Annotated in this window: 17 protein-coding genes; 11 read left to right on the top strand and 6 right to left on the bottom strand. The window is 64.4% G+C overall.

Translation table 11 applies throughout. The features are described from left to right. Nucleotides 1-3: 3 nt before the first annotated feature. The 6 genes from dhaL (at nucleotide 4) to OW521_RS08725 (ending at nucleotide 6,287) form a co-directional block, all read left to right on the top strand. Entirely contained in the window at nucleotides 4-1,743 is a 1,740-nt protein-coding gene (gene dhaL, locus OW521_RS08750) for a dihydroxyacetone kinase subunit DhaL (protein ID WP_268024593.1), read from the top strand. Beyond that, entirely contained in the window at nucleotides 1,740-2,222 is a 483-nt protein-coding gene (locus OW521_RS08745; protein WP_268024591.1) for a ribose-5-phosphate isomerase, read from the top strand. The genes dhaL and OW521_RS08745 overlap by 4 nt, the downstream gene beginning before the upstream one ends. Nucleotide 2,223: 1 nt before the next feature. Then, complete coding sequence (locus OW521_RS08740) at nucleotides 2,224-3,210, top strand: 3-hydroxyacyl-CoA dehydrogenase family protein (RefSeq protein ID WP_268024589.1); 987 nt, start codon at nucleotides 2,224-2,226, stop codon at nucleotides 3,208-3,210. A gap of 22 nt (nucleotides 3,211-3,232) precedes the next feature. Continuing rightward, a complete protein-coding gene (locus OW521_RS08735; RefSeq protein ID WP_268024587.1) occupies nucleotides 3,233-4,000 on the top strand; it encodes an SDR family NAD(P)-dependent oxidoreductase in 768 nt (255 codons plus the stop codon). Between the two features lie 191 nt (nucleotides 4,001-4,191). After that, nucleotides 4,192-5,541, top strand: a complete 1,350-nt coding sequence (locus tag OW521_RS08730; RefSeq protein ID WP_268024585.1) for an MFS transporter — start codon at nucleotides 4,192-4,194, stop codon at nucleotides 5,539-5,541. Nucleotides 5,542-5,567: 26 nt separating this feature from the next. Next, a complete protein-coding gene (locus OW521_RS08725) occupies nucleotides 5,568-6,287 on the top strand; it encodes a triose-phosphate isomerase family protein (RefSeq protein WP_268025768.1) in 720 nt (239 codons plus the stop codon). A 38-nt stretch (nucleotides 6,288-6,325) separates the two neighbouring features. On the opposite strand, the gene OW521_RS08720 is transcribed toward OW521_RS08725, so the two are convergent. From OW521_RS08720 to OW521_RS08705, 4 genes are all read right to left on the bottom strand, one after another. Then, nucleotides 6,326-10,066, bottom strand: coding sequence for a TM0106 family RecB-like putative nuclease (locus OW521_RS08720; protein WP_442781246.1), 3,741 nt, complete (start codon nucleotides 10,064-10,066; stop codon nucleotides 6,326-6,328). 87 nt (nucleotides 10,067-10,153) lie between these two features. After that, nucleotides 10,154-10,714, bottom strand: coding sequence for a DUF5808 domain-containing protein (locus OW521_RS08715; RefSeq protein WP_268024581.1), 561 nt, complete (start codon nucleotides 10,712-10,714; stop codon nucleotides 10,154-10,156). Further along, on the bottom strand, nucleotides 10,657-11,070 hold the full coding sequence (locus tag OW521_RS08710; protein ID WP_268024579.1) for a hypothetical protein: 414 nt from the start codon (nucleotides 11,068-11,070) through the stop codon (nucleotides 10,657-10,659). The genes OW521_RS08715 and OW521_RS08710 overlap by 58 nt, the downstream gene beginning before the upstream one ends. Beyond that, nucleotides 11,067-11,459 carry a GntR family transcriptional regulator gene (locus OW521_RS08705; protein ID WP_268024576.1) on the bottom strand — a complete coding sequence of 131 codons (393 nt, stop codon included), beginning with the start codon at nucleotides 11,457-11,459 and terminating at the stop codon, nucleotides 11,067-11,069. The genes OW521_RS08710 and OW521_RS08705 overlap by 4 nt, the downstream gene beginning before the upstream one ends. A gap of 80 nt (nucleotides 11,460-11,539) precedes the next feature. Here OW521_RS08705 and OW521_RS08700 point away from each other — a divergent pair, with 80 nt between their 5' ends. Beyond that, a complete protein-coding gene (locus OW521_RS08700; protein WP_268024574.1) occupies nucleotides 11,540-11,998 on the top strand; it encodes a nucleoside deaminase in 459 nt (152 codons plus the stop codon). Nucleotides 11,999-12,109: 111 nt separating this feature from the next. Beyond that, a complete protein-coding gene (locus tag OW521_RS08695; RefSeq protein ID WP_268024572.1) occupies nucleotides 12,110-12,547 on the top strand; it encodes a CBS domain-containing protein in 438 nt (145 codons plus the stop codon). 99 nt (nucleotides 12,548-12,646) lie between these two features. Here OW521_RS08695 and OW521_RS08690 read toward each other — a convergent pair whose 3' ends face one another. Continuing rightward, a complete protein-coding gene (locus OW521_RS08690; protein WP_268024570.1) occupies nucleotides 12,647-12,943 on the bottom strand; it encodes a hypothetical protein in 297 nt (98 codons plus the stop codon). A gap of 124 nt (nucleotides 12,944-13,067) precedes the next feature. On the opposite strand from OW521_RS08690, the gene OW521_RS08685 reads away from it, so the two are divergent. After that, the gene (locus OW521_RS08685) at nucleotides 13,068-15,527 is read left to right on the top strand and encodes a Tex family protein (RefSeq protein WP_268024568.1); all 2,460 of its coding nucleotides are present in this window, start codon (nucleotides 13,068-13,070) and stop codon (nucleotides 15,525-15,527) included. A 399-nt stretch (nucleotides 15,528-15,926) separates the two neighbouring features. Continuing rightward, complete coding sequence (locus tag OW521_RS08680; RefSeq protein ID WP_268024566.1) at nucleotides 15,927-17,540, top strand: S53 family peptidase; 1,614 nt, start codon at nucleotides 15,927-15,929, stop codon at nucleotides 17,538-17,540. 105 nt (nucleotides 17,541-17,645) lie between these two features. On the opposite strand, the gene OW521_RS08675 is transcribed toward OW521_RS08680, so the two are convergent. After that, the gene (locus tag OW521_RS08675; protein ID WP_268024564.1) at nucleotides 17,646-18,551 is read right to left on the bottom strand and encodes an MSMEG_6728 family protein; all 906 of its coding nucleotides are present in this window, start codon (nucleotides 18,549-18,551) and stop codon (nucleotides 17,646-17,648) included. Nucleotides 18,552-18,683: 132 nt separating this feature from the next. On the opposite strand from OW521_RS08675, the gene OW521_RS08670 reads away from it, so the two are divergent. Further along, nucleotides 18,684-19,709, top strand: a complete 1,026-nt coding sequence (locus OW521_RS08670; RefSeq protein WP_268024562.1) for an adenosine deaminase — start codon at nucleotides 18,684-18,686, stop codon at nucleotides 19,707-19,709. Nucleotides 19,710-19,756: the final 47 nt, after the last annotated feature.

The following is a 19,756-nucleotide window of genomic DNA, read 5'->3' as shown; positions in this document are numbered from 1 at the left end:
ACCATGACGAGGATTTTCGATAACCCCGCAGACTTTGCGGATGATGCGCTGGACGGATTCGTCGCTGCGAACCGCGGGTACGTTGCCCGGGTGGACGGCGGAGTGGTCCGTTCCACCGAAGTCCCGGCCGGGCAGGTTGCCCTGGTGGTCGGCGGCGGTTCGGGACACTACCCCGCGTTTGCGGGACTGGTCGGACCGGGTCTAGCAACGGCGTCGGCGTGCGGGAACATGTTCGCGTCCCCGGCTGCCGGGCAGGTGTATCGGGTGGCCAAGGCAGCCAACGCGGGCGGCGGGGTCCTGCTCAGCTACGGCAACTACGCCGGGGACGTGCTGCACTTCGGGCAGGCTCAGTTGCGGCTCAACGCCGAAGGCATCGAAACCCGGACCGTGACCGTGACTGACGACATTGCCAGTGCACCCCTGGACCAGATCGAAAAGCGACGGGGAATCGCCGGAGACCTCACGGTCTTCAAGATTGCCGGGGCCGCGGCCGAAGCGGGACTGGACCTCGACGCCGTCGAACGCCTGGCCATCAAGACGAACGACCGCACCCGCTCGCTGGGGGTGGCCTTCGACGGCTGTACCCTTCCGGGCGCCAAGGATCCGTTGTTCCATGTTCCGGCCGGCCAGATGTCCCTTGGCCTGGGCATCCACGGCGAGCCGGGCATCTCCGAGCACGCCATGCCCACCGCCTCTGAACTCGCCGAACTGCTCGTCTCCAAGCTCCTCAATGACAAGCCCGAGGGCGCCGGAGACCGGGTGGTGGCGATCGTCAACGGCCTCGGCACGGTCAAGTACGACGAACTCTTCCTGCTCTTCGGCAAGATCGAAAAACTCCTCAACAACGCGGGCCTCACCGTGGTGGAGCCCGAGTGCGGCGAGCTGGTAACAAGCCTGGACATGTCCGGTCTTTCGCTGACGCTGCTGTGGCTTGACGAGGAGCTCGAACAGTATTGGGCAGCACCCGCGGACACCCCGGCGTTCCGCAAAGGCAACCTCGCGCCGCGGCCGCCCCGCAGCCGAGCGAGCGTCACCGCGGTGGAGGTGTCCGACGTCGAGCAGCCCACCGACGCCGCTACTGAACTTGGCCGCCAGGCCGTGGCGGTGCTCGCGCAGGTGCGGGACGTCGTCGTCGAGCACGAAGAGGAACTGGGTAATCTGGACGCCATTGCCGGGGACGGCGACCACGGCATCGGCATGCGTCGCGGCGTTGACGCGGCCCTTGCCGCCGCAGAGGCTGCAAGTGGGGCCTCGGTGGGTCGCATCCTGACCGCGGCCGGGGAGGCCTGGAGCGAACGCGCCGGCGGAACCTCGGGCGCCCTGTGGGGCTCGGCGATCATCGCGGCCGGACAGGCGCTCGGCAACAAAGCGAGCTACTCAGGCGAGGATGCGGCGGCCGCCGTCACGGCGTTCGTTTCCGCGATCACGGAGCTCGGCAAGGCCGAACCCGGAGACAAGACCATGGTGGACGCGCTCCTCCCGTTCCGGGTTGCGTTCCTTACAGAGTTCGACGCCGGAGCCCCGGTTGACCGGGCCCTCGCCGCAGCTGCTGCGGCGGCTGGGTCCGCGGCGGCGGAGACGGCCCGTTTGCGTCCGCTCAAGGGACGCGCCCGTCCTCTCGCAGAGAAGAGCGTGGGCCACCCTGATCCCGGTGCGGTCTCCTTCGGGCTGATCACGGCGAGGATTTCACAACATATCGATTCACAGCTGGCTACCCCGGCACGAAACGGAGTTCAAGCATGAGCACATCACAGGGCTGGCGGATCGTCGTCGGCAATGACGAGGCCGGCGTCGAATACAAGCAGGCGCTCATGGCTCTGCTTGAGGCCGATCCGCGGGTGGCGTCCGTCCAGGACGTGGGCGTGGGCGCCAACGACTCCACGGCGTACCCGCACGTTGCCGTGAACGCGGCGCGCAAGGTGGCCGAGGGTGAGGCGGACCGGGCCTTGTTGATCTGCGGCACGGGCCTGGGGGTGGCGATCGCGGCTAACAAGGTCCCCGGAATCCGTGCCGTCACCGCCCACGACAGCTACTCCGTGGAGCGCTCGGTCCTGAGCAACAACGCCCAGGTCCTGACGATGGGACAGCGGGTGATTGGCTTGGAACTGGCCAAGAAACTGGTGGACGAATGGCTGGGCCACCACTTCGACGAAACATCATCTTCCGCCGCCAAGGTGGACGCCATTTGCTCGTACGAGCCCGATTACACAAAGGCAGTGTGACATGACTGAAACACAGAACACCCCGGGTGGCACGGCGCCGGCCCGGAAGATCGCCGTCGTCGGCTCCGGTTACATGGGCGGCGGGATCGCACAGGTCCTTGCCCTCGGCGGAGCGCGCGTGGCGCTGGCGGACGTGTCCGCGGAAATCGCGCAGAAGAACTACGACCGCCTGCTCGTCGAGTCGGACGGGTTCGTGGCCGCGGGTCTCTTTCCCGAAGGATCCACGGCAATCCTGAAAGCCAATCTGTGGGCGGCCAAGGACATCGAAGAGGCTGTGGCGGACGCCGATTTCATCGAAGAAGCCGTCCCCGAGGTCCTGGACATCAAGCACCAGACCCTGGCCCGCATCAGCGCCGCCGCCCGGCCGGATGCCCTGATCGGTTCCAACACGTCCACCATTTCCATCGCCGATCTCGCCGAGGCCGTTGTTGGCCCTGAGCGGTTCCTGGGCGTGCACTTCTCCAACCCGTCCCCGTTCATCCCCGGCGTCGAGATCATTCCCCACGCCGGCACAACGCCGGGGACCGTGGCCGCTTCCCGTGAACTGGTCCACGCGGCCGGCAAGCAAACCGCCGTCGTCAAGGACGTCACCGGCTTCGTGCTCAACCGGCTGCAGTACGCGCTTTTCCACGAGGCCGCCCAGCTGGTGGAGCAGGGGATCGCAACAGCGGACGACGTCGACACCCTGGTCCGTACGACGTTCGGCTTCCGCTTGCCGTTCTTCGGTCCATTCGCGATTGCGGACATGGCCGGGTTGGATGTCTACAACTTCTGCTACAAGTCCCTCCAGACCGGGTTCCCGGAGCGCTTCGCGACCCCGAAAATCCTGAGCGACCTCGTTGAGGCAGGAAAGCTGGGCACCAAGACCGGCGCAGGCTTCCTCAACGTCCCGGCCGAACGCACACCCGAACTCATCGCCTACCGGAACAAGGCCTATGTGGCCATGCAGAAGCTCATGGATGAGCTCGGCCCGGCACCCATCAACTAGCACCATTCACAGGAGAATACTTATGAGCACCTTCCCGGCAGAACGAACCGCGATTGTCACCGGCGCCGTCTCCGAGCGCGGCATCGGACGAGCCACCGTCAACTACCTGGCTGCGCAAGGCTGGAACATCGGCATCATCGACCTCGACGACGCCCTGTGCAAGGCCACCGCCAAGGAAATCGCCACGGAGCACAACGTCAAGGCCTATGGCGTCGGAGCAAACGTGGCCGATGAGGCATCTGTACGCTCCGCTATCGACACCCTCGAAGCTGAGCTGCCGCAGATCGTCGCGTTGGCCAACGTTGCCGGTGTCAGCTCACCGGTTCCGTACCTGGAACTCGAGCCGGCCGAGTGGAACCGTGTCCTGAACATCAACCTCAACGGCGTCCACTACGCGACCCGCCGCGTGGCCGAATCCATGGTCAAGAACCGGATCGGACGCATCGTGAACATCTCTTCGGTTTCCGCCCAGCGCGGCGGCGGGACGTTCTCCAAGACCCCGTACTCGGTGGCGAAGGCCGGCGTCATCGGCCTGACCCGCGCCACTGCCCGGGAACTGGGTGAATTCGACATCACAGTCAACGCTATTTCTCCCGGCCCGATCGACACCGACATCATGGGAGGCACCCTCAGCGAGGAGCGCAAGGACGAACTCACCAAGGACCTCGTGGTGAACCGCGTGGGCTCCACCCGGGACATCGCTGCCGCCATCGCCTTCCTCATCAGCGAGGACTCCGGTTACATCTCCGGCCAGACGCTGAATGTCGACGGCGGACTCTACATGCACTAGGGAAGGAACCCCGTGGGCTCCTGGACCAAGGAACGCAAGATCTATCTCGCCGTCGGGATCCTGGTGTGCGCCGTCGGCGTGCTGCTCATGATCTTCCCCCGCTAAGGCGGAACACCGCTGCGGCGGGGCGTACCACGCTTTGAATGCATAACCCTGACTATTCAAAACTGACTACTCAACGAGGAGTTTCGATGTCCGTTGCAACAACTTCCGCGAAGGAGATGCTGGATTCGCCGATCCTGAAATCGGCGATCCGCAAGGCTGCCGCCCGGCTCATGCCGATGTTGGTCATCCTTTATGTGGTTTCCTTCCTCGACCGCACCAATGTCGGTTTCGCTGAAGCCGCCCTCGGCGCGGACAAGGGCGTCTCGGCCGGGGCGTTCGCGCTCGGTGCCGGTATTTTCTTCATCGGTTACGCGATCTTTGAAATCCCCAGCAACCTGCTGCTCAAGAAGGTCGGCGCCAAAATCTGGCTTGCACGCATCGCGATCACGTGGGGCCTCGTCTCGGCCTGCTTCGCGTTCGTACAGGGCGAGACGTCGTTCGTGATCCTGCGATTCCTGCTCGGCGTGACTGAGGCGGGGCTGTTCCCGGGCGTCATCATGTACCTGGCCGAGTGGTTCCCTAACAAGGTGCGAGTGCAGATGTTCGCAATCTTCTACCTTGCGCAGCCGTTCTCCCAGATGATCGGCAACCCGCTCTCCGGCTGGCTGATCAACATCGGCGATCAGCTTCCCGGCGTGCGCGGCTGGCAGGTCATGTTCTTCACCGAGGGCATCCTGGCTGTGCTCGCTGGCATTGCGGCGTTCTTCTTCCTGATCAACGGCCCGGAGAAGGCCAAGTTCCTCAACGCGGACGAGAAGTTCGCGCTCAAGGAGATCATGGCGCAGGAAGACAGCGTCAAGGATGAAACCGGCCCGCGCGGTGTATTCGCCGCTATGCGTAACGGTCGTGTCTGGTACTTCACCCTCATCTATTTCTGCCTGCAGATCGCCGTCTACGGTGTCACCTTCTTCTTGCCGCAGCAGGTTTCGTCGCTGACCGGCCAGAAGGTGGGCCTCGCCGTCGGCCTGCTGATCGCGGTTCCGTGGTTCTTTGGAATCTTCTCCTGCTACCTGATCGGCCGGGCGGCGAACACCGTTGCCAAGCGCCGCATGTTCGGCACCGTGCTGTTCGTGTCCACGGGTGTCTGCATCCTCGGTTCGGCTTGGGCCGGGACCAATCACCAGCCGGTGCTCGGGCTGATCTTCATCACGCTCGCGGTGTGCAGCTTCCTGGCTGTCGGTCCGGTCGTTTGGGCCTACCCGACGGCGTTCCTCGCCGGCTCCGCAGCCGCCGCCGGTATTGGCCTCATCAACTCGCTGGGCAACCTGGGTGGTTTCGTGGCCCCGATCCTGCGGACCGCGGTCAACAGCGCCACCGCCGACCCCACGGGATCGGCCGGCGTCTACGCACTGGGAATCCTTCCATTCCTGGCGGCCGCCATGATGTTCGGCACCCGGGCGTTCAAGAACAAGGCCGACGAGCTCCTGAGCAAGTAGCCGTGTACATCGGGGTCAGCACCAAGATGTACATGGGGTTCCGGCACACCATGTCTTGGCTGGAGCAACTGCGACGTGAAGTGGACGCCCGTCCGGCCCTTGTGGCCGGGCGGGTGGTCCCGTTCGTCATCCCGTCGTTTCCCATGCTGCCCGCCGCGGCCCAGATGCTGGAGGATTCTCCTCTGCTCTTGGGTGCGCAGAACTGCGGCTGGGCTGACGGTCCGTGGACCGGGGAAGTATCGCCGTCCTTGCTGGCGGAGCTTGATGTGCGGTTCGTGGAGATCGGACACGCGGAACGACGCCGGCACTTCGCCGAGGACGACCCTGTAGTCGCGCTCAAGGTCAGGGCTGCGGTGGACGCCAGGCTGACCCCGCTGCTGTGCGTCGGCGAGGAAACGGCCTCCGATCCGCCGGTGTCGGCGTCGTTCGTTTACCGGCAGATCTCGGCCGCCGTCCGAGAAGATTGGGCGACGGCGGGACGGCTGGTCATCGCGTACGAACCAGTGTGGGCCATCGGCGAACCCGAGCCTGCCCGCGCAGCTTACGTGTCCGACGTCGTCAATCACCTCCGGGACTTGCTCGACGAGCATGGCCTGGCTGGTTTGCCCATCATTTACGGTGGTTCCGCCAAGCCGGGACTCCTGCCTGAGCTTCGCGGCGTGTCGGGCCTCTTCCTGGGCCGTTTCGCCCATGACCCCGCGAACTTCGGGAGAGTCTTGGACGAAGCGCTGGGGTTGCCCAACTGACTCGCATTTGTTGTCGTTTTCAGCCCTTATAACGACAACTACTGCGAGTCAGTTGGGCCGCCGCGCTGACACAGTCCCACAAAACCGCCCAACTGTTCCAGCCCTTCCGGCCGGGTGGGCAGGTAGTTGGTCAGTTCGGGTGAGCGCACGACGACGGCCCGCCACTGACCGCGCGATACCGCCACGTTGATCCGGTTGCGGGAGAGCAGGAAGTCCATGCCGCGCGGTACCTCTGCGGCGGCGGAGGCGGCCATGGAGACGATCACCACGGGAGCTTCCTGCCCCTGGAACTTGTCCACGGTGCCGACGCGCACACCACGGAGTCCGGCCGCTCTCAATTCGTGCTGGATGAGCTGAACCTGGGCGTTGTAGGCCGCCACCACGAGGATGTCCTTTTCGACGAGCGGTCTCTCCTCGGGCGATTCCCGGGGGTCCAGCCACGCCAAACCGAGGTGTTCCTTGACTTGCCTGACTACCTCCTCGGCTTCTTCGGGCGACTGGGTGGCGTTGCCGTTGTGTTGGACGTAGACGCATTCCACGCCGGCCCGGACTCCGGACAGATTCCGCGTGGAGGCAGCCGGTGCCGAATGCAGCCGGCCATCGTAGGAGAGCTCGGACACCGCCGCACACAAATCCGGGTGCATCCGCCACGAGGTCGCCAGGAAATACCCGAGCTCCGGGGGCAGGGTGTGCAGGCCGTGGGCCAACCAGCCGAGAGCCGACTCGTCCACGGGTTCCGGGTGTTTGCCCTGAGTGACTTGCGGCAATTGCTGGGGATCGCCGAGGAGCAGGAGCCTCTTCGTTGCTCGGCTTACGGCAAGGGTGTTGGCGAGCGAGAACTGCCCGGCCTCGTCGATGACCAGTAGGTCCAGGCATCCCGCCGGAACAGTCCGGCCTGTCATGGTCCACGCCGTGCCGCCGATGAGGCAACCCTCCCGGGATCCGAGCAGGAGCTCAATGTCGTCCTTTGACTGCTGGCTCCACGGGACCGGGTCTTCGTGCTTCATTTCCTTGGCAATGACGTCCGTGTCGACCCCTGCCTTCACCGCGGCGTGGAGCATGTTCTCCACAACCGCATGGGACTGTGCAACAACCCCCACCTTCCAGCCGGCGCGAACCAGCCGCGCCACAACGTGCGAGCCAACGTAAGTCTTGCCAGTTCCCGGAGGCCCTTGGACGGCCAGGTATGACTGATCCAGATCGGTCACGGCCGCGGTGATCGCATCCACATAGCCATCGTCGCCAGGCCCGACGGCGGGCAGTACGGGGAGAGTGGCCAGTCTCGGCGACTCGCGGCGCAACAGGTCCAGGGCGGGATCCTTCGGCCACGACGGCAGGCTGGAACGCACCTTGACGGCAAGTTCACTCAAGGCTTTTCTCTGACCGTCCGTGTTCACGGGGCCATCAGGCGTGAGTGCCATGGGTAGTTGCGAGTATTCGGCAGCGCCCTTGGGCAGCCGCTCCGATATGGTCACGACGTCGGGCGCGCCGTCTTCACGTCCCGAGAGGGAAGTGCCTTCATCGAGGTCGTCAAGATCGCCGTCCTCGATCACGTCCGTGCCGGACATTCCCGATCTGCCTAGGGCGCTTTCGTTCTTGCAAATAAAGGCGTCGGGGAGTGGAGGGCCGTACATCCGGAAGTACTTCTTACCTGGGGCGAAACCGGAGCCATCGGCAGCGTGACCGAAGAGCCGTACCTGCCGCGCCGGGTTGCTGCGGGGAGTCGGCTTGACCCAGTCCTGTATCACCTCGCCGCCTTCCACGATGAAGCAGTCCCTGGTGTCTTCCCATTCGGAGACTGGCCGGTCCAGGCGATCGAAGTGTCCCCACCAGAATTGTTTGTCCTCCCGCCGGTGAAATCCGACCGCGGCCGCTACCAGGGCCACCGCCCTGTTGTCGTCGGATTGAACAGCGTCGTCCGGCAATTCTGCGAGGTAGTCGAGAAGCGCCGTTTCCTCGGGCGCGGCCTGATACTTGTCCGGTTCCGTTTCGGCAGGTAGTTCCGGTCCCGACGCAGCTGGAGTGGAGGGTTCAATGGAGCGCTCCGCGGCAAGGCCCAGCAGCCAATTCCGCAGTTCCAGGGTGGAAAGGCAGTCGTATTCGTTGTAGTCGGAAATACCTGCCAGGACCGCTGCCGCTTCGTCCTCGCGATGCGCATCCCGGGCTGTGCAGTAGTTGGCGTAGGCAACTACGGAGGCCCCGGCGTCGGTCACGTCCCCCGAACGCAAGTGCTGGCCCATGTACAGGGGCTCGAGTTTCTTGATGCTGTAGGAGTCTTCGGAGATGCGGATGCTGTGCCGCACGGTGTCGTAGAGGTCCACCAGCACGCCTTCGCGGAGGAGGTTGTCCACGGCGGCTTCGCCCACGGTGTGGATGACAGACAGGTTGCGAAGCGCGGTTTTCTCGTAGGCGGCGTAGTGGTAGATCCGCATGTCCGGATACTTCATTCGGCGTTCTTCCACGTAGTCCAGGAAATCGATGAACGCCTGGCGCTCCTCAGCCCGGGAATGTGCCCAGAACGGCTTGAATACCGGCGTTCCGCCTGGCTCGGTGGGATTCTCGATCACGCCGAACAAGTACTCCAAGCCCCAACGGCCGGTCACGGGATCTTGCCAAAGCGGGTCGCCTTCGAAGTCGAAGAAGATGTCGCCCGCGTCGGGCCGGGGGAGCCGGGCCAGGGAGTTGGATTCCAGGACGGAATAGCTGATGCTCTTGGCTGTGCCGGTCTTGTCGGTGTAATTGACGGTGCCATCGGGCGTGGCTGTGCCGGTCTGCAGGCGGGCTTGTTCCTGCAGGCGCCGTGTGGCGGAATCGGCGGCGTCGGGCATCTCAGCAAGGGCGTCGATGGTGAAGACGCCGCTTTCCATGAGCTTCTTGCGCCGGGTGATTCTCATCCCCGCCACCATCAGCAGATCCCGGTGGAGGCGCACTTGTTCTTTGCAGTAGTCGCAGCGACCGCATGCCGTGACTCCGGGCGCACCCCATTGGATAGGCTCCTGCTGCGATCGGTGAGCATCCGTCAGTGCAAGGAAGCGGTCGCGGCGCTCGCGAAACACGGGCAGTACGTCTGCGAGCCGATGATTGCTGTGTACATAGTCGAAGCCAGGCGCACCCTCCGGCCCGGCACCTTCCGGCCCGGCACCTTCCGGCCCGGCAGCCTGAGGACGAGCAGCGTCCCGCTGAATGGTAGCCCCAAGGACAAGAGTCAGATCCGGCGCCGGAACGATTCCCGCTTTGAACAATTGATCGCCGTAGGCGGCAAGTTGCAGTAGCGCCGTGACCTTGGCGTGGCGAGCGAGCTTGGTGTCAAAGACCGCGTAGCTTCCGTCCGGCTGCTTCACGAGGAAATCGGACCGCCCGTGGAACTGGCCGTCGAAGAAGGCCGCCTGGAAGACCACATCCGCGCCGGATTGCAACGCCGCAATGGACTCCGCGTGCTTGGCCTCCAGGGTGGCGCGGTCCATCGCTGCGGCCGGAACGACGTCGAACACTCCCGTGCCAGCAAGCGGATCCCACCACCCGAACTCGGCCACGAATCGGTCCAACACCCTGTGCTCGTGAACGTCGCCCAGCGCGGCTGTGCGCTCCAGCATTTCGTCGACGTCGAAGTCCGGCTTCGGCGACCGGCCCAGCTTCTCGTCCAATTTGCGCAGCAACTGGTACTCGCACGTGGAAGCCGTGACGAGGTCGCTGGCGGAAAACACCAGATCCTGCGCGCGCCCCGGACCTTCTGAACCCGTACCTTCTGAACCTGCAACTTCTGAATCGAGAAAAAACACCGTGCCCCCAGACCTTTGAGCTGATGAAGCCAAGCTATCAGTGGGCCCGGACAAGATAGCAGCCCCCGCGGTGGGGTCAGGTAGGGGTCAGCCGCCGAAACGGAGGGTGATCACCAGGCCGATCAGCGCCACCACCCCGGCCAGAAGCATCGTGGCCCTGGGATTGCCGAAGTTGAGGGTCCACCCCAGGCCGAAACGGCGCGGAACCATCAGCGCGTGGTCTTCCCGGTTGACGTAGAACAAACCGCTCCGCCAGTATTTGTCGTCCTCTCGGTGGGTCAGCCCGGTGTCCTCCTCGCCCTCGTCCCGCGCGCGGTTGTTCCTGGCGAAGACAACGACGGCGACCGCGACGGCGGCCAGGATCGGGAGTGCGACCACGAGCGGCGCCCAAGGCGTGACCGTGCCCGTCCACATCAGCAACGACGATCCCAGCATTGCCAGGTCGATCATCGCGGCCAGTCCGAGCAGTGCCTTGGCGCCCAGTGACATGTACCGGCGGTGCCAGCGCGCGGAGCCTACCGGGTGCGCCGGGTCGATGTCGGGCCGGCTGCGGAAGAAGATGGCCGCCGCGATACCCACGAGCAAGGCGGTCACGCCGATCTGTACGAACACCAGTGAGAAGGCCGTGCCGATAGATTTGGCGGCCACTCGGTTGGCACGCCGTCGTACCAGCCTCCGGCGGCCTTGGCGGCCCGGATCTCGTGGTTGGCCAGGAAGAAGCAGCCGTACCAGAAGCCGACCAGAACCAGCACCGACAATGGCAGCAACAACGTTTCGCTGGTTATGGCGTAGATGACGACGCAGACCCCGGCTGTGACGATCCCGCTCAGGAGAACCCGCCCTCGGTAGATGCGGGTCTGCCTGACCACAGCCGGGTCATCGGCGCGCTGGGCCGGTACCCGAACCCCGAAAGGCACGGTCGGGCTGTTGATCGCGGGCAGCACCAGGGCGATTGCGAGCACCAGTGCTGACAATGCGGAGCTCAGGGCGATGGCAACGGTCATGGTGTTTCCCCCGGCTGCGTGGTTCCAAATGAATCGAGCACTGACCGGCAGGTCTCGAGAACCTCGTCCGCCGGTAATCCTCGCGCGACGGCCTCGGCCAGCAGAGTCCGTGCCCTCGCCGTCCACTCCGCAGGGAACGGTGGGTCCGCGACCGTCGGGGTCACCACCGCGCCGGACTTGCGGTTGAGCTGGATGAGGCCCTGCTGGCGCAGGAGGTCATAGGCTTTGTTCACGGTGTGGAAGTTGATCCCGAAGTCCGCAGCGAGCGTCCTTGTGGCGGGCAACGAACTGCCCTTGGTCAGCACGCCCTCGGCGATCGCCTCCACGATCTGGTCCCGAAGCTGCTGGTAGATCGGCACATCGCTGGCCAGGTCTACGTTGAGGATCATTTCTCCCACCTCCCGTATTTATTATATAAGTTATAGAACAATTAGCGGAAGATCCCCAACTTCTGGAAAGCAGGCCACGAATGACTCAGCCCTATGCGCAACCGTCACCAGATCCCGCCTTCGAGGCTGCCTACGCAGCCGCCCTGAAGAGCCTCAGCGAAGGTGGCATTCCCATCGGTGCGGCGCTTGCCCGTGACGGCGTTGTCATCGCTAGTGGGCACAACGAACGCGTCCAAAACGGCGATCCAATCGCCCACGGGGAAATGTCGGCCCTCCGCGCAGCTGGCCGGCAAAAGAGCTATCGGGACACCACGCTGTACACCACCCTCGCCCCGTGCGCGATGTGTACGGGCACCATCATCCAGTTCAAGATCCCGCGCGTGGTGGTGGGGGAGGCCCGCACGTTCGACGGCGAGTTCGAGCTCCTGCGGTCCCGCGGCGTGGAAGTGGTGGTGCTCGATGACCAGCGGTGCGTGGACATGATGCGCAGCTTCCAAGAAGAGAATCCGGAACTCTGGGCCGAGGACATCGCTGAATAAACAAAGGCAGCAGTCAGCATCTGGCCACAGCCAAACCCCAAGCGTAGGCTGACAGCATCGGCGTCGGTGCCGGGGGGTCCGCGTCGATACCCAATCGATGAAGGAGGACTCATGAGCGTTGTGCGCGAATTCATGACCACCAATGCCCAGTGCGTCAAAGAAGAGCAGTCGTTGCGTGACGCGGCTGTCCTGATGCGCGATCTGGACGTCGGGTCCCTGCCGATCTGCGGCAGCGATGGAAGACTCAAAGGATTCATCACTGACCGCGACATCGTGGTCAAATGCATTGCTGAGGGATGGGATGCCGGCCAGAAGACAGCGGCCGACCTCGCCCAGGGCACGCCGATCTGGATTGATGCCGATGCCAGCGTTGACGCCGCCATCGACCTGATGGAGAAGCACCAGGTCCGGCGCCTTCCTGTCATCACCGACCACAAGTTGGTAGGCATCATCAGCCAGGGCGATATCGCCCGCAACTACGCCGAGCAGCGGGTGGGTGAATTGGTGGAGCACATCTCGGCCAAGACTCCCATGGCGCAACTGGGCTAACTACAACTTCCGCTCGATCAAGCGCCACGGCCACCCGGCCGTGGCGCTTCCGTATCCGGGCGAGCCTGCCCGGTCACCCCCGGGCCACGGGACGCCAGGCTAGAGAAACGCTTCCCGCCCTGTGCCTTCCCGCATCACCAATTCCCCGTCCTCGATGGAAACCAGCAGGCTCTTTGCTCTTCCGTGGAGTTTCTTGCTTGCGCTCAGCTTGCGGCTGGTGACCTCGACGCCAACGGTGGACCCCTTTGCGGGCAACTCCACGGAGATCTCCGCTGCCATTCCCAGCATGGTTCTCGTGGACACATCGCGCTCGTGGTGAGCCTCTTTGTGGTTGACCGTGACTTCCACGTCATCGGCGTCGAAACCGTCCTGCAGGATGATGAGCAGTTCTTGCATGATGCGCCTCTTCCTTGAGTAGGATGTCCAACCGGAGTCTTCAGCACTCTTTCCACTACAGCACTCCGCGCCGGCTTTAGGTAGGGCAAAGCTTTAGTAGGGCAAAGCAGTAGGGCAAAATGTCATGGTGACCCAACTTCCCCAAAACCCGTCAGCACGGCACCACTCAGCAGACTCCGCCATCCACGCCCTGATCGCCCAAGAGCTCGGCGTGAAGTCCTGGCAGGTCAAAGCCGCGGTTGAACTGCTCGACGCCGGATCCACAGTTCCGTTCATCGCCCGGTACCGCAAGGAGGTCACCGGGACGCTCGACGACACCCAGCTGCGCGAGCTTGAGGAACGGCTCCGCTACCTGCGGGACTTGGAGGACCGCCGTCGTACGGTCCTTGAGGCGATTGCCTCACAGGGCAAGCTGACACCGGAACTGGAGGCCGCCGTCGTCGGCGCCGATACCAAATCCCGGCTCGAGGACATCTACCTGCCCTTCAAGTCGAAGCGCCGCACGAAAGCGCAGATCGCCCGCGAGGCAGGCCTCGAACCACTCGCCGACGCGCTTCTCGCGAATCCGCAGCTCGATCCTGAGCGCGAGGCCGCGAAGTACCTCAACGCTGAGCACTCCATTGACGATGCCGCCGCGGCGCTCGCCGGCGCCCGCTCGATCCTGGTGGAACGGGTATCGCAGGACCCCGATCTCGCCGAGACGCTGCGCGAGCGGTTGTGGACGCAGGGGCGCATGGTTTCGCGGGTGAAGAAGGGGCAGGAAACCGAGGGGCAGAAGTTCAAAGACTACTTCGAGTTCTCCCAAGTGCCTTCCGGCATGCCTGGCCACCGTGTGCTGGCGCTCTTGCGCGGTGAGAACGACGGCGTCCTCGAGCTCGATCTCGCCGAGGCAGAACCAGCCGACGACGACGCCCTGGCCGCCGCGCGCGGCCGGTACGAGAACGCCGTGGCCAAGTGCCTCGGGGTTGCCGAGCGTGGCCGGCCCGCCGATTCGTGGCTTGTCCAGACCGCCCAGATCGCGTGGCGCTCGCGCATCCTGGACCGCTTGACCAACGACTTGCGCGGCCGCATGTTCGCGCAGGCCGAGGATGAAGCCGTCCGGGTGTTCGCCGCCAACCTCCGCGATGTACTCCTTGCCGCGCCAGCAGGAAACCGCGCCACTCTGGGCCTGGACCCGGGACTGCGGACAGGTGTGAAGGTGGCGGTTGTCGATGGCACCGGCAAGGTCGTGGCCACCGATACCGTCTATCCTCACGCTCCGGCCAAGAAGTGGGACGAGGCGCTGGTGACGCTGGAGCGCTTGGCGCGGCAGCACGCCGTCGAGCTCGTGGCGATCGGCAACGGCACGGCGTCGCGCGAGACGGACAAGCTCGCTGGTCAGCTCATCAAGGCGCTGGCAGCCTCCGGTGGTCCCACTTTGCAGAAACTCGTGGTGTCCGAGGCAGGTGCCTCCGTGTACTCGGCCTCCGCGCTCGCGGCCGCTGAACTGCCCGGCATGGACGTATCACTCCGCGGCGCCGTGTCCATCGCACGGCGTCTGCAGGATCCACTGGCCGAATTGGTGAAGATCGAGCCGAAGTCGATCGGTGTGGGGCAGTACCAGCACGATGTCACAGCGGCGAAGCTGGACCGTTCGCTGGACGCGGTTGTCGAGGACTGTGTGAATGCGGTGGGCGTGGACGTGAACACGGCGTCGCCGGCGCTGCTGGCCCGGGTGGCAGGCGTCGGGCCGCTCCTGAGCGAAAACATTGTGGCGTACCGCAACGAGAACGGCCCGTTCGCCAAACGTGCCGACCTCAAGAAGGTGCCGCGGCTGGGTGCCAAGGCGTTTGAACAGTGCGCTGGCTTCCTGCGGATCACCGGAGGAGCGGAACCGCTCGACGCGTCCAGCGTCCACCCGGAAGCGTATTCAGTGGCAAGGAAGATCGTGGCCGCTTCACGGGGAGCTGCGGTGTCTTCGCTTGACCCTCAGGCGTTCGTGGATGGGACGTTCGGCCTGCCCACCGTGCGGGACATCATGTCCGAGCTCGAAAAGCCCGGCCGCGACCCTCGTCCGGCATTCGCTGCAGCCACGTTCTCCGAGGGCATCGAAAAGATTTCGGACCTCAAACCCGGCATGATCCTGGAAGGCACCGTCACTAACGTGGCGGCGTTCGGGGCGTTTGTGGACGTCGGAGTGCACCAGGACGGCTTGGTCCACGTGTCGGCGCTGTCCAACAAGTTCGTGTCCGATCCCCGCGAGATCGTGAAATCCGGTCAGGTGGTGCGCGTGAAGGTCCTGGAAGCGGATCCGGAGCGGAAGCGGATTTCGCTCACCCTAAGGCTCGACGACGAACCCGGCACCGCGGGCGGGTCCGGTTCGCGTAGCGGCGGGCGTGACCGCGACTCGCGTGGGGGCGAGCGCAGTGACGGCGAGCGAGGCGAGCGTCGCCCGGCGCCGCAGGCCGGACAGGGCTCGCCAGGTCGGAACGCGGCGCCTGCAAAGGCTGCGCAGGCAAAGGCGGCTCCCGCGAAGGCGGCTCCTCAGCCGCCCGTGAACACGGCGATGGCGGAAGCGCTCCGCCGGGCTGGGCTGGGGAAGTAGCCGCCGGCTTGGATTGCCCGCGACGGGTTGTCAGCGTTCGAACTCGGTCGTATGCTTCTCCTGCAATCCGTTTTATCGCCGCAGTGGGGGCTGCCATCATCCCAGCTATGTAGAAGGTTTTTTGGGGTTTCAGCGGAGCCAAACGTCTTTGGTGTGGGAATCGACAGTGTGGTTGTCCCCAGCATGGCCGATGCCAAACACTGACGTAGCAAGTGCTTTCTGAGGGAGGCACCAAGGGCTTTCCGTATTTTTTCTTCAATGGAAGACACCTTTGCCGGTGCAGATGGAACGTGCCAAACGTTTACTCGAGGGCTCACAAGCATGGAAACGCGGGATGCCTTCGTCTATGCATCATTGCCCAGTGCACCCGGCCCTTGGATGCAATTAACGGAGGTCGAAATGTCGAATCACGACGAGAAAACGAACCTGGATCCAAATTTTCAAGGTCAATCACTCCGTCCGCTGCCGGGCAGCGAACGCGGCCCGGCACTCGAGTTTGCGCAGGCTCCGAGGGGGATTGAGCCGGACGAAGTCGTAGAGGTTACCGTCATCCTGCGCCGGCAGGCTGAGATACCGAACGCCGCCCTCGATGCTGCGCCAATGTCGCGGGAGGAGTTCTCGGGACGCTACGGCGCCGCTGCTGCCGACGTCGACCTCGTCACTAGGACCCTTACGGACGCCGGCGCCCGGATCATTGAAACGGACCCCGCCTCGCGCCGGATCCGGGTCTCCGGTTCGGCCGGGGTGCTGAGCGGGATTTTCGGCACCACACTTGAGCGGGTCACCAGCCGGGCACCCAGCGGCAAGCAGGCCACACACCGCCACCGCACAGGCGGCCTGAGTGTGCCAGCGGTGCTGGACGGCGTCGTGACCGCCGTACTCGGCCTCGATGATAGGCCTCAGTCACGCGCCCAATTCCGTATCGCTCCTGCGGCGGTGGATAACACCAGTTACACGCCGTTGGAGCTCGGTGAAATTTACAAATTCCCGGCCGACTTTGACGGCAGCGGGCAGACCATTGCGATCATCGAACTTGGCGGTGGCTTCGACCAGGCGGACCTCGACACCTACTTCGAGGGCCTCGGCATCAATGGCCCCCGTGTCACCGCGGTCGGCGTGGACGGCGCCTCCAACCGGCCCGAGCAAGATCCGCGAGGCGCCGACGGAGAGGTGCTCCTGGATATTGAAGTGGCCGGCGCCCTGGCCCCCGGAGCCGAAATCGTTGTCTATTTTGCCCCCAACACGGATGCCGGCTTCGTTGACGCCATCAGCCAGGCCGCACACGCCTCGCCCGCGCCAACCGCAATCAGCATCAGCTGGGGTCAAAACGAGGATGAATGGACGGCCCAGGCCCGCGATGCTATGGACCAGGCGCTCGTGGATGCCGCCGTCCTCGGCGTGACCGTCATTGCGGCCGCCGGTGACAATGGAAGCACCGACGGGGCCAGCGACGGGAGGGACCATGCGGACTTCCCGGCATCAAGCCCTCACGTACTGGCGTGTGGCGGTACCCGGCTGGAAGCTGACCCGGTCACGGGCATTGTCGATTCAGAGACCGTCTGGAATGACGCGCAAGGTGTACCCGCCACAGGGGGAGGCGTTAGCGATACCTTCGAGGTGCCGTCCTGGCAGGAGAACATCTTGGTAACGGCCTCAGACAAACCAGCAGTGACGCCGAACGGCCGCGCAGTTCCGGACGTTGCCGCCGTTGCTGACCCGCAGACGGGCTACAAGGTTCGGGTCGATGGAACGGACATGGTGATCGGCGGGACCAGCGCTGTGGCGCCGCTGTGGGCGGCGCTGGTGGCGCGCCTGGCGCAGGCAGCAGGCCACGGATTCGGTCTGCTTCAACCAACCATTTACGACTCCGCGGACGGCAGCACACCGCCAGGCTTCCGCGACATCACGGAGGGAAACAACGGGACCTTCGAGGCGGCTCCCGGCTGGGACGCCTGCACCGGTTTGGGCGTGCCCGACGGAACCGAACTGATGAACGCATTGCTGGTCAAATAAGGCTGAAGGCACGGCACTCGTCTAGCGGACAAATAACGACGGCGGCACTCGGGTTCCTTCGTCAGGAACCCGAGTGCCGCCGTCGTGAGCGTTTAAGTCAACCCGCTAGGGCGCCGGGATCGGGAAGAACGCCCGCGGATCCTGCAAGAGGGCCGGGTAGTCGAAGTCCGCGCGGTCGATGATCTTGGTGACCTCGAAGTTGCGGCCGAAGCGGCCGTCTTCCAGGGTGATCGGGCGTCCGTGGATCTTGCCCAAGGCGAACTTAGCGCCGCCCTCGACGGGGATGAGGACGGGGGTGTTGCCGGGGAGCGTCCTGAAGGCCTCGTCCTGGCGCTGGCGGTTGCGGGTGGGCTTCTTCACCAGTTGCTTGGGTGCCTTGCGCGCGGTCTTGCCCGGGCGGCGGGATTTCTCGGACTCGTAGACGAACTGGTAGCCGTCGCCGTCGCTGTCGGCCGCCTTGGCCTTGCCTGGGGCGGGCATCCCCACCTTGTCGATCTTCTCGGGTTCAACGTCGCCCAAGGGGGCGCGAAGGACCCAGATGAAATCATCGTAGGGGTCTTCGGGAATGAACTCGTGGCTGGGCTCGGGCCAGAGGTACTCCAGGTCCTTCGGAGTGTCAGGGAAGAGTTCGGCGTAGAAGCGGGGTTCCTTTTGGAGCAGCTTGGAGCGGTGGCTCAGGTGGAAATCGGCGTCGCCGAGCCACGGCGGCATCGGAATCTTGGAGGCATAGTCCGGGTGGGCCGCCTGGGGTGCGAACTCGGTAATGCTGGCGCGGGTGTTGTCCGGATTGCCGCGGGCAACCCATTCGTCCACCATGGCCAGGCCGTAGAGGGTAAGCGCGGGGACGTAGCCCATCCACATGCGGATAGCGGGGTGTGAGGGCCGGCCGAACTCGGGGATCACCAGTGCGCGGAGGATCTGCAGTGCTTCGACACGCTGCTTCCCAAGCCTGGCGGTGTCCAAGACGGCAGCACTTTGCTTGAAATCGGGGAACGGGAGGAAGGTCTGCATCCTTTCAGTTTGGGGGCCGGAGGGCGCAGATCCAAGTTGACGCGGTGTGGTCTTCACCTCGGAGGGCTCGCTGGGGTTGTTCGTGTTGGCATTGCGACGGGGATCTCTCAGTATTCGTCCTACTCTTGTCGGGTGGAAACTTTTGGCGAATCAACGACGACGGCGGCACCCCCGGTTGCCGAACTGCACCTGCACATCGAAGGGACGCTTCAGCCCGAGCTGATTTTCGCTCTCGCGGAGCGTAACGGGATTGCGCTTCCGTACGCGGATTTGGACGAACTGCGTGCGCGATATGAGTTCACGGATCTGCAGTCGTTCCTGGACCTGTACTACGCCAACATGGCCGTACTGCGGACGGAGCAGGATTTTGCGGACATGACGCGGGCTTACTTGGCCCGGGCAGCCGCCGGTGGTGTGCGGCACGTCGAGATCATGATGGATCCGCAGGCCCACATCTCGCGCGGGGTGGCCTTGGAAACATGCGTGAACGGCGTGGCGTCTGCGCTCGCGACGTCGGTGGAGGACTTCGGCGTCTCGACGCTCCTGATTGCCGCCTTCCTGAGGGACATGTCCGAAGCGTCTGCGCTGGAGGTTTTGGAACAGCTTCTTGCCATGAAGGCGCCGATTGCCGGCATTGGCCTGGATTCGGCCGAGGTGGGCAATCCGCCGTCGAAGTTTGAGAGACTGTACCGCCGCGCGGCTGAGGCCGGGCTGCGACGGATTGCCCACGCCGGCGAGGAAGGGTCCCCTTCGTATATTTACGAGGCCCTCGATCTGCTCGGCGCCGAGAGGATCGATCACGGCATCCGATGCATGGAAGATGCTGCCCTCGTGGCGAGGCTAGTAGCCGAGCAAGTCCCGTTGACCGTGTGCCCGCTGTCCAATGTGCGCCTTCGTGCAGTGGACACCCTGGCAGATCACCCTTTGCCTGCGATGTTGGCGGCAGGTCTGAATGTCAGCGTGAATTCGGACGATCCCGCGTACTTCGGCGGCTACGTGGACGACAACTTCGAGCAACTTGTCGCTGTGCACAGGTTGTCTGTGGCGGATCGGGCGCGCTTGGCCGCGAACTCGGTGCGTTCCTCCTTCGCGGACGAGGCCCGGAAGGCTGAACTGTTGGCCGACGTCTCGGCGTGGGAGAAAGCTTCGGTCGGTTAGTCAGTCGCCGGCGGCTCAGAAGGGCCATCAAGCATACTCAAACCGAT

It is taken from the genome of Arthrobacter sp. MMS18-M83 (assembly GCF_026683955.1).
Taxonomy (GTDB): Bacteria; Actinomycetota; Actinomycetes; order Actinomycetales; family Micrococcaceae; genus Arthrobacter.
The sequence above is the reverse complement of the archived record's forward strand: the minus strand, read 5'-3'. Positions and strand labels throughout refer to the sequence as shown.

What these genes read in the sequence shown, in the direction of transcription:
- OW521_RS08725 (WP_268025768.1), top strand. Translation starts at nt 5,568, where the DNA reads ATGTACATGGGGTTCCGGCACACCATGTCTTGGCTGGAGCAACTGCGA.
- OW521_RS08705 (WP_268024576.1), bottom strand. Translation starts at nt 11,459, where the DNA reads ATGATCCTCAACGTAGACCTGGCCAGCGATGTGCCGATCTACCAGCAG.
- OW521_RS08700 (WP_268024574.1), top strand. Translation starts at nt 11,540, where the DNA reads ATGACTCAGCCCTATGCGCAACCGTCACCAGATCCCGCCTTCGAGGCT.
- OW521_RS08710 (WP_268024579.1), bottom strand. Translation starts at nt 11,070, where the DNA reads ATGACCGTTGCCATCGCCCTGAGCTCCGCATTGTCAGCACTGGTGCTC.
- OW521_RS08690 (WP_268024570.1), bottom strand. Translation starts at nt 12,943, where the DNA reads ATGCAAGAACTGCTCATCATCCTGCAGGACGGTTTCGACGCCGATGAC.
- OW521_RS08730 (WP_268024585.1), top strand. Translation starts at nt 4,192, where the DNA reads ATGTCCGTTGCAACAACTTCCGCGAAGGAGATGCTGGATTCGCCGATC.
- OW521_RS08680 (WP_268024566.1), top strand. Translation starts at nt 15,927, where the DNA reads ATGTCGAATCACGACGAGAAAACGAACCTGGATCCAAATTTTCAAGGT.
- OW521_RS08685 (WP_268024568.1), top strand. Translation starts at nt 13,068, where the DNA reads ATGGTGACCCAACTTCCCCAAAACCCGTCAGCACGGCACCACTCAGCA.
- dhaL (WP_268024593.1), top strand. Translation starts at nt 4, where the DNA reads ATGACGAGGATTTTCGATAACCCCGCAGACTTTGCGGATGATGCGCTG.
- OW521_RS08740 (WP_268024589.1), top strand. Translation starts at nt 2,224, where the DNA reads ATGACTGAAACACAGAACACCCCGGGTGGCACGGCGCCGGCCCGGAAG.
- OW521_RS08675 (WP_268024564.1), bottom strand. Translation starts at nt 18,551, where the DNA reads ATGCAGACCTTCCTCCCGTTCCCCGATTTCAAGCAAAGTGCTGCCGTC.
- OW521_RS08695 (WP_268024572.1), top strand. Translation starts at nt 12,110, where the DNA reads ATGAGCGTTGTGCGCGAATTCATGACCACCAATGCCCAGTGCGTCAAA.
- OW521_RS08745 (WP_268024591.1), top strand. Translation starts at nt 1,740, where the DNA reads ATGAGCACATCACAGGGCTGGCGGATCGTCGTCGGCAATGACGAGGCC.
- OW521_RS08735 (WP_268024587.1), top strand. Translation starts at nt 3,233, where the DNA reads ATGAGCACCTTCCCGGCAGAACGAACCGCGATTGTCACCGGCGCCGTC.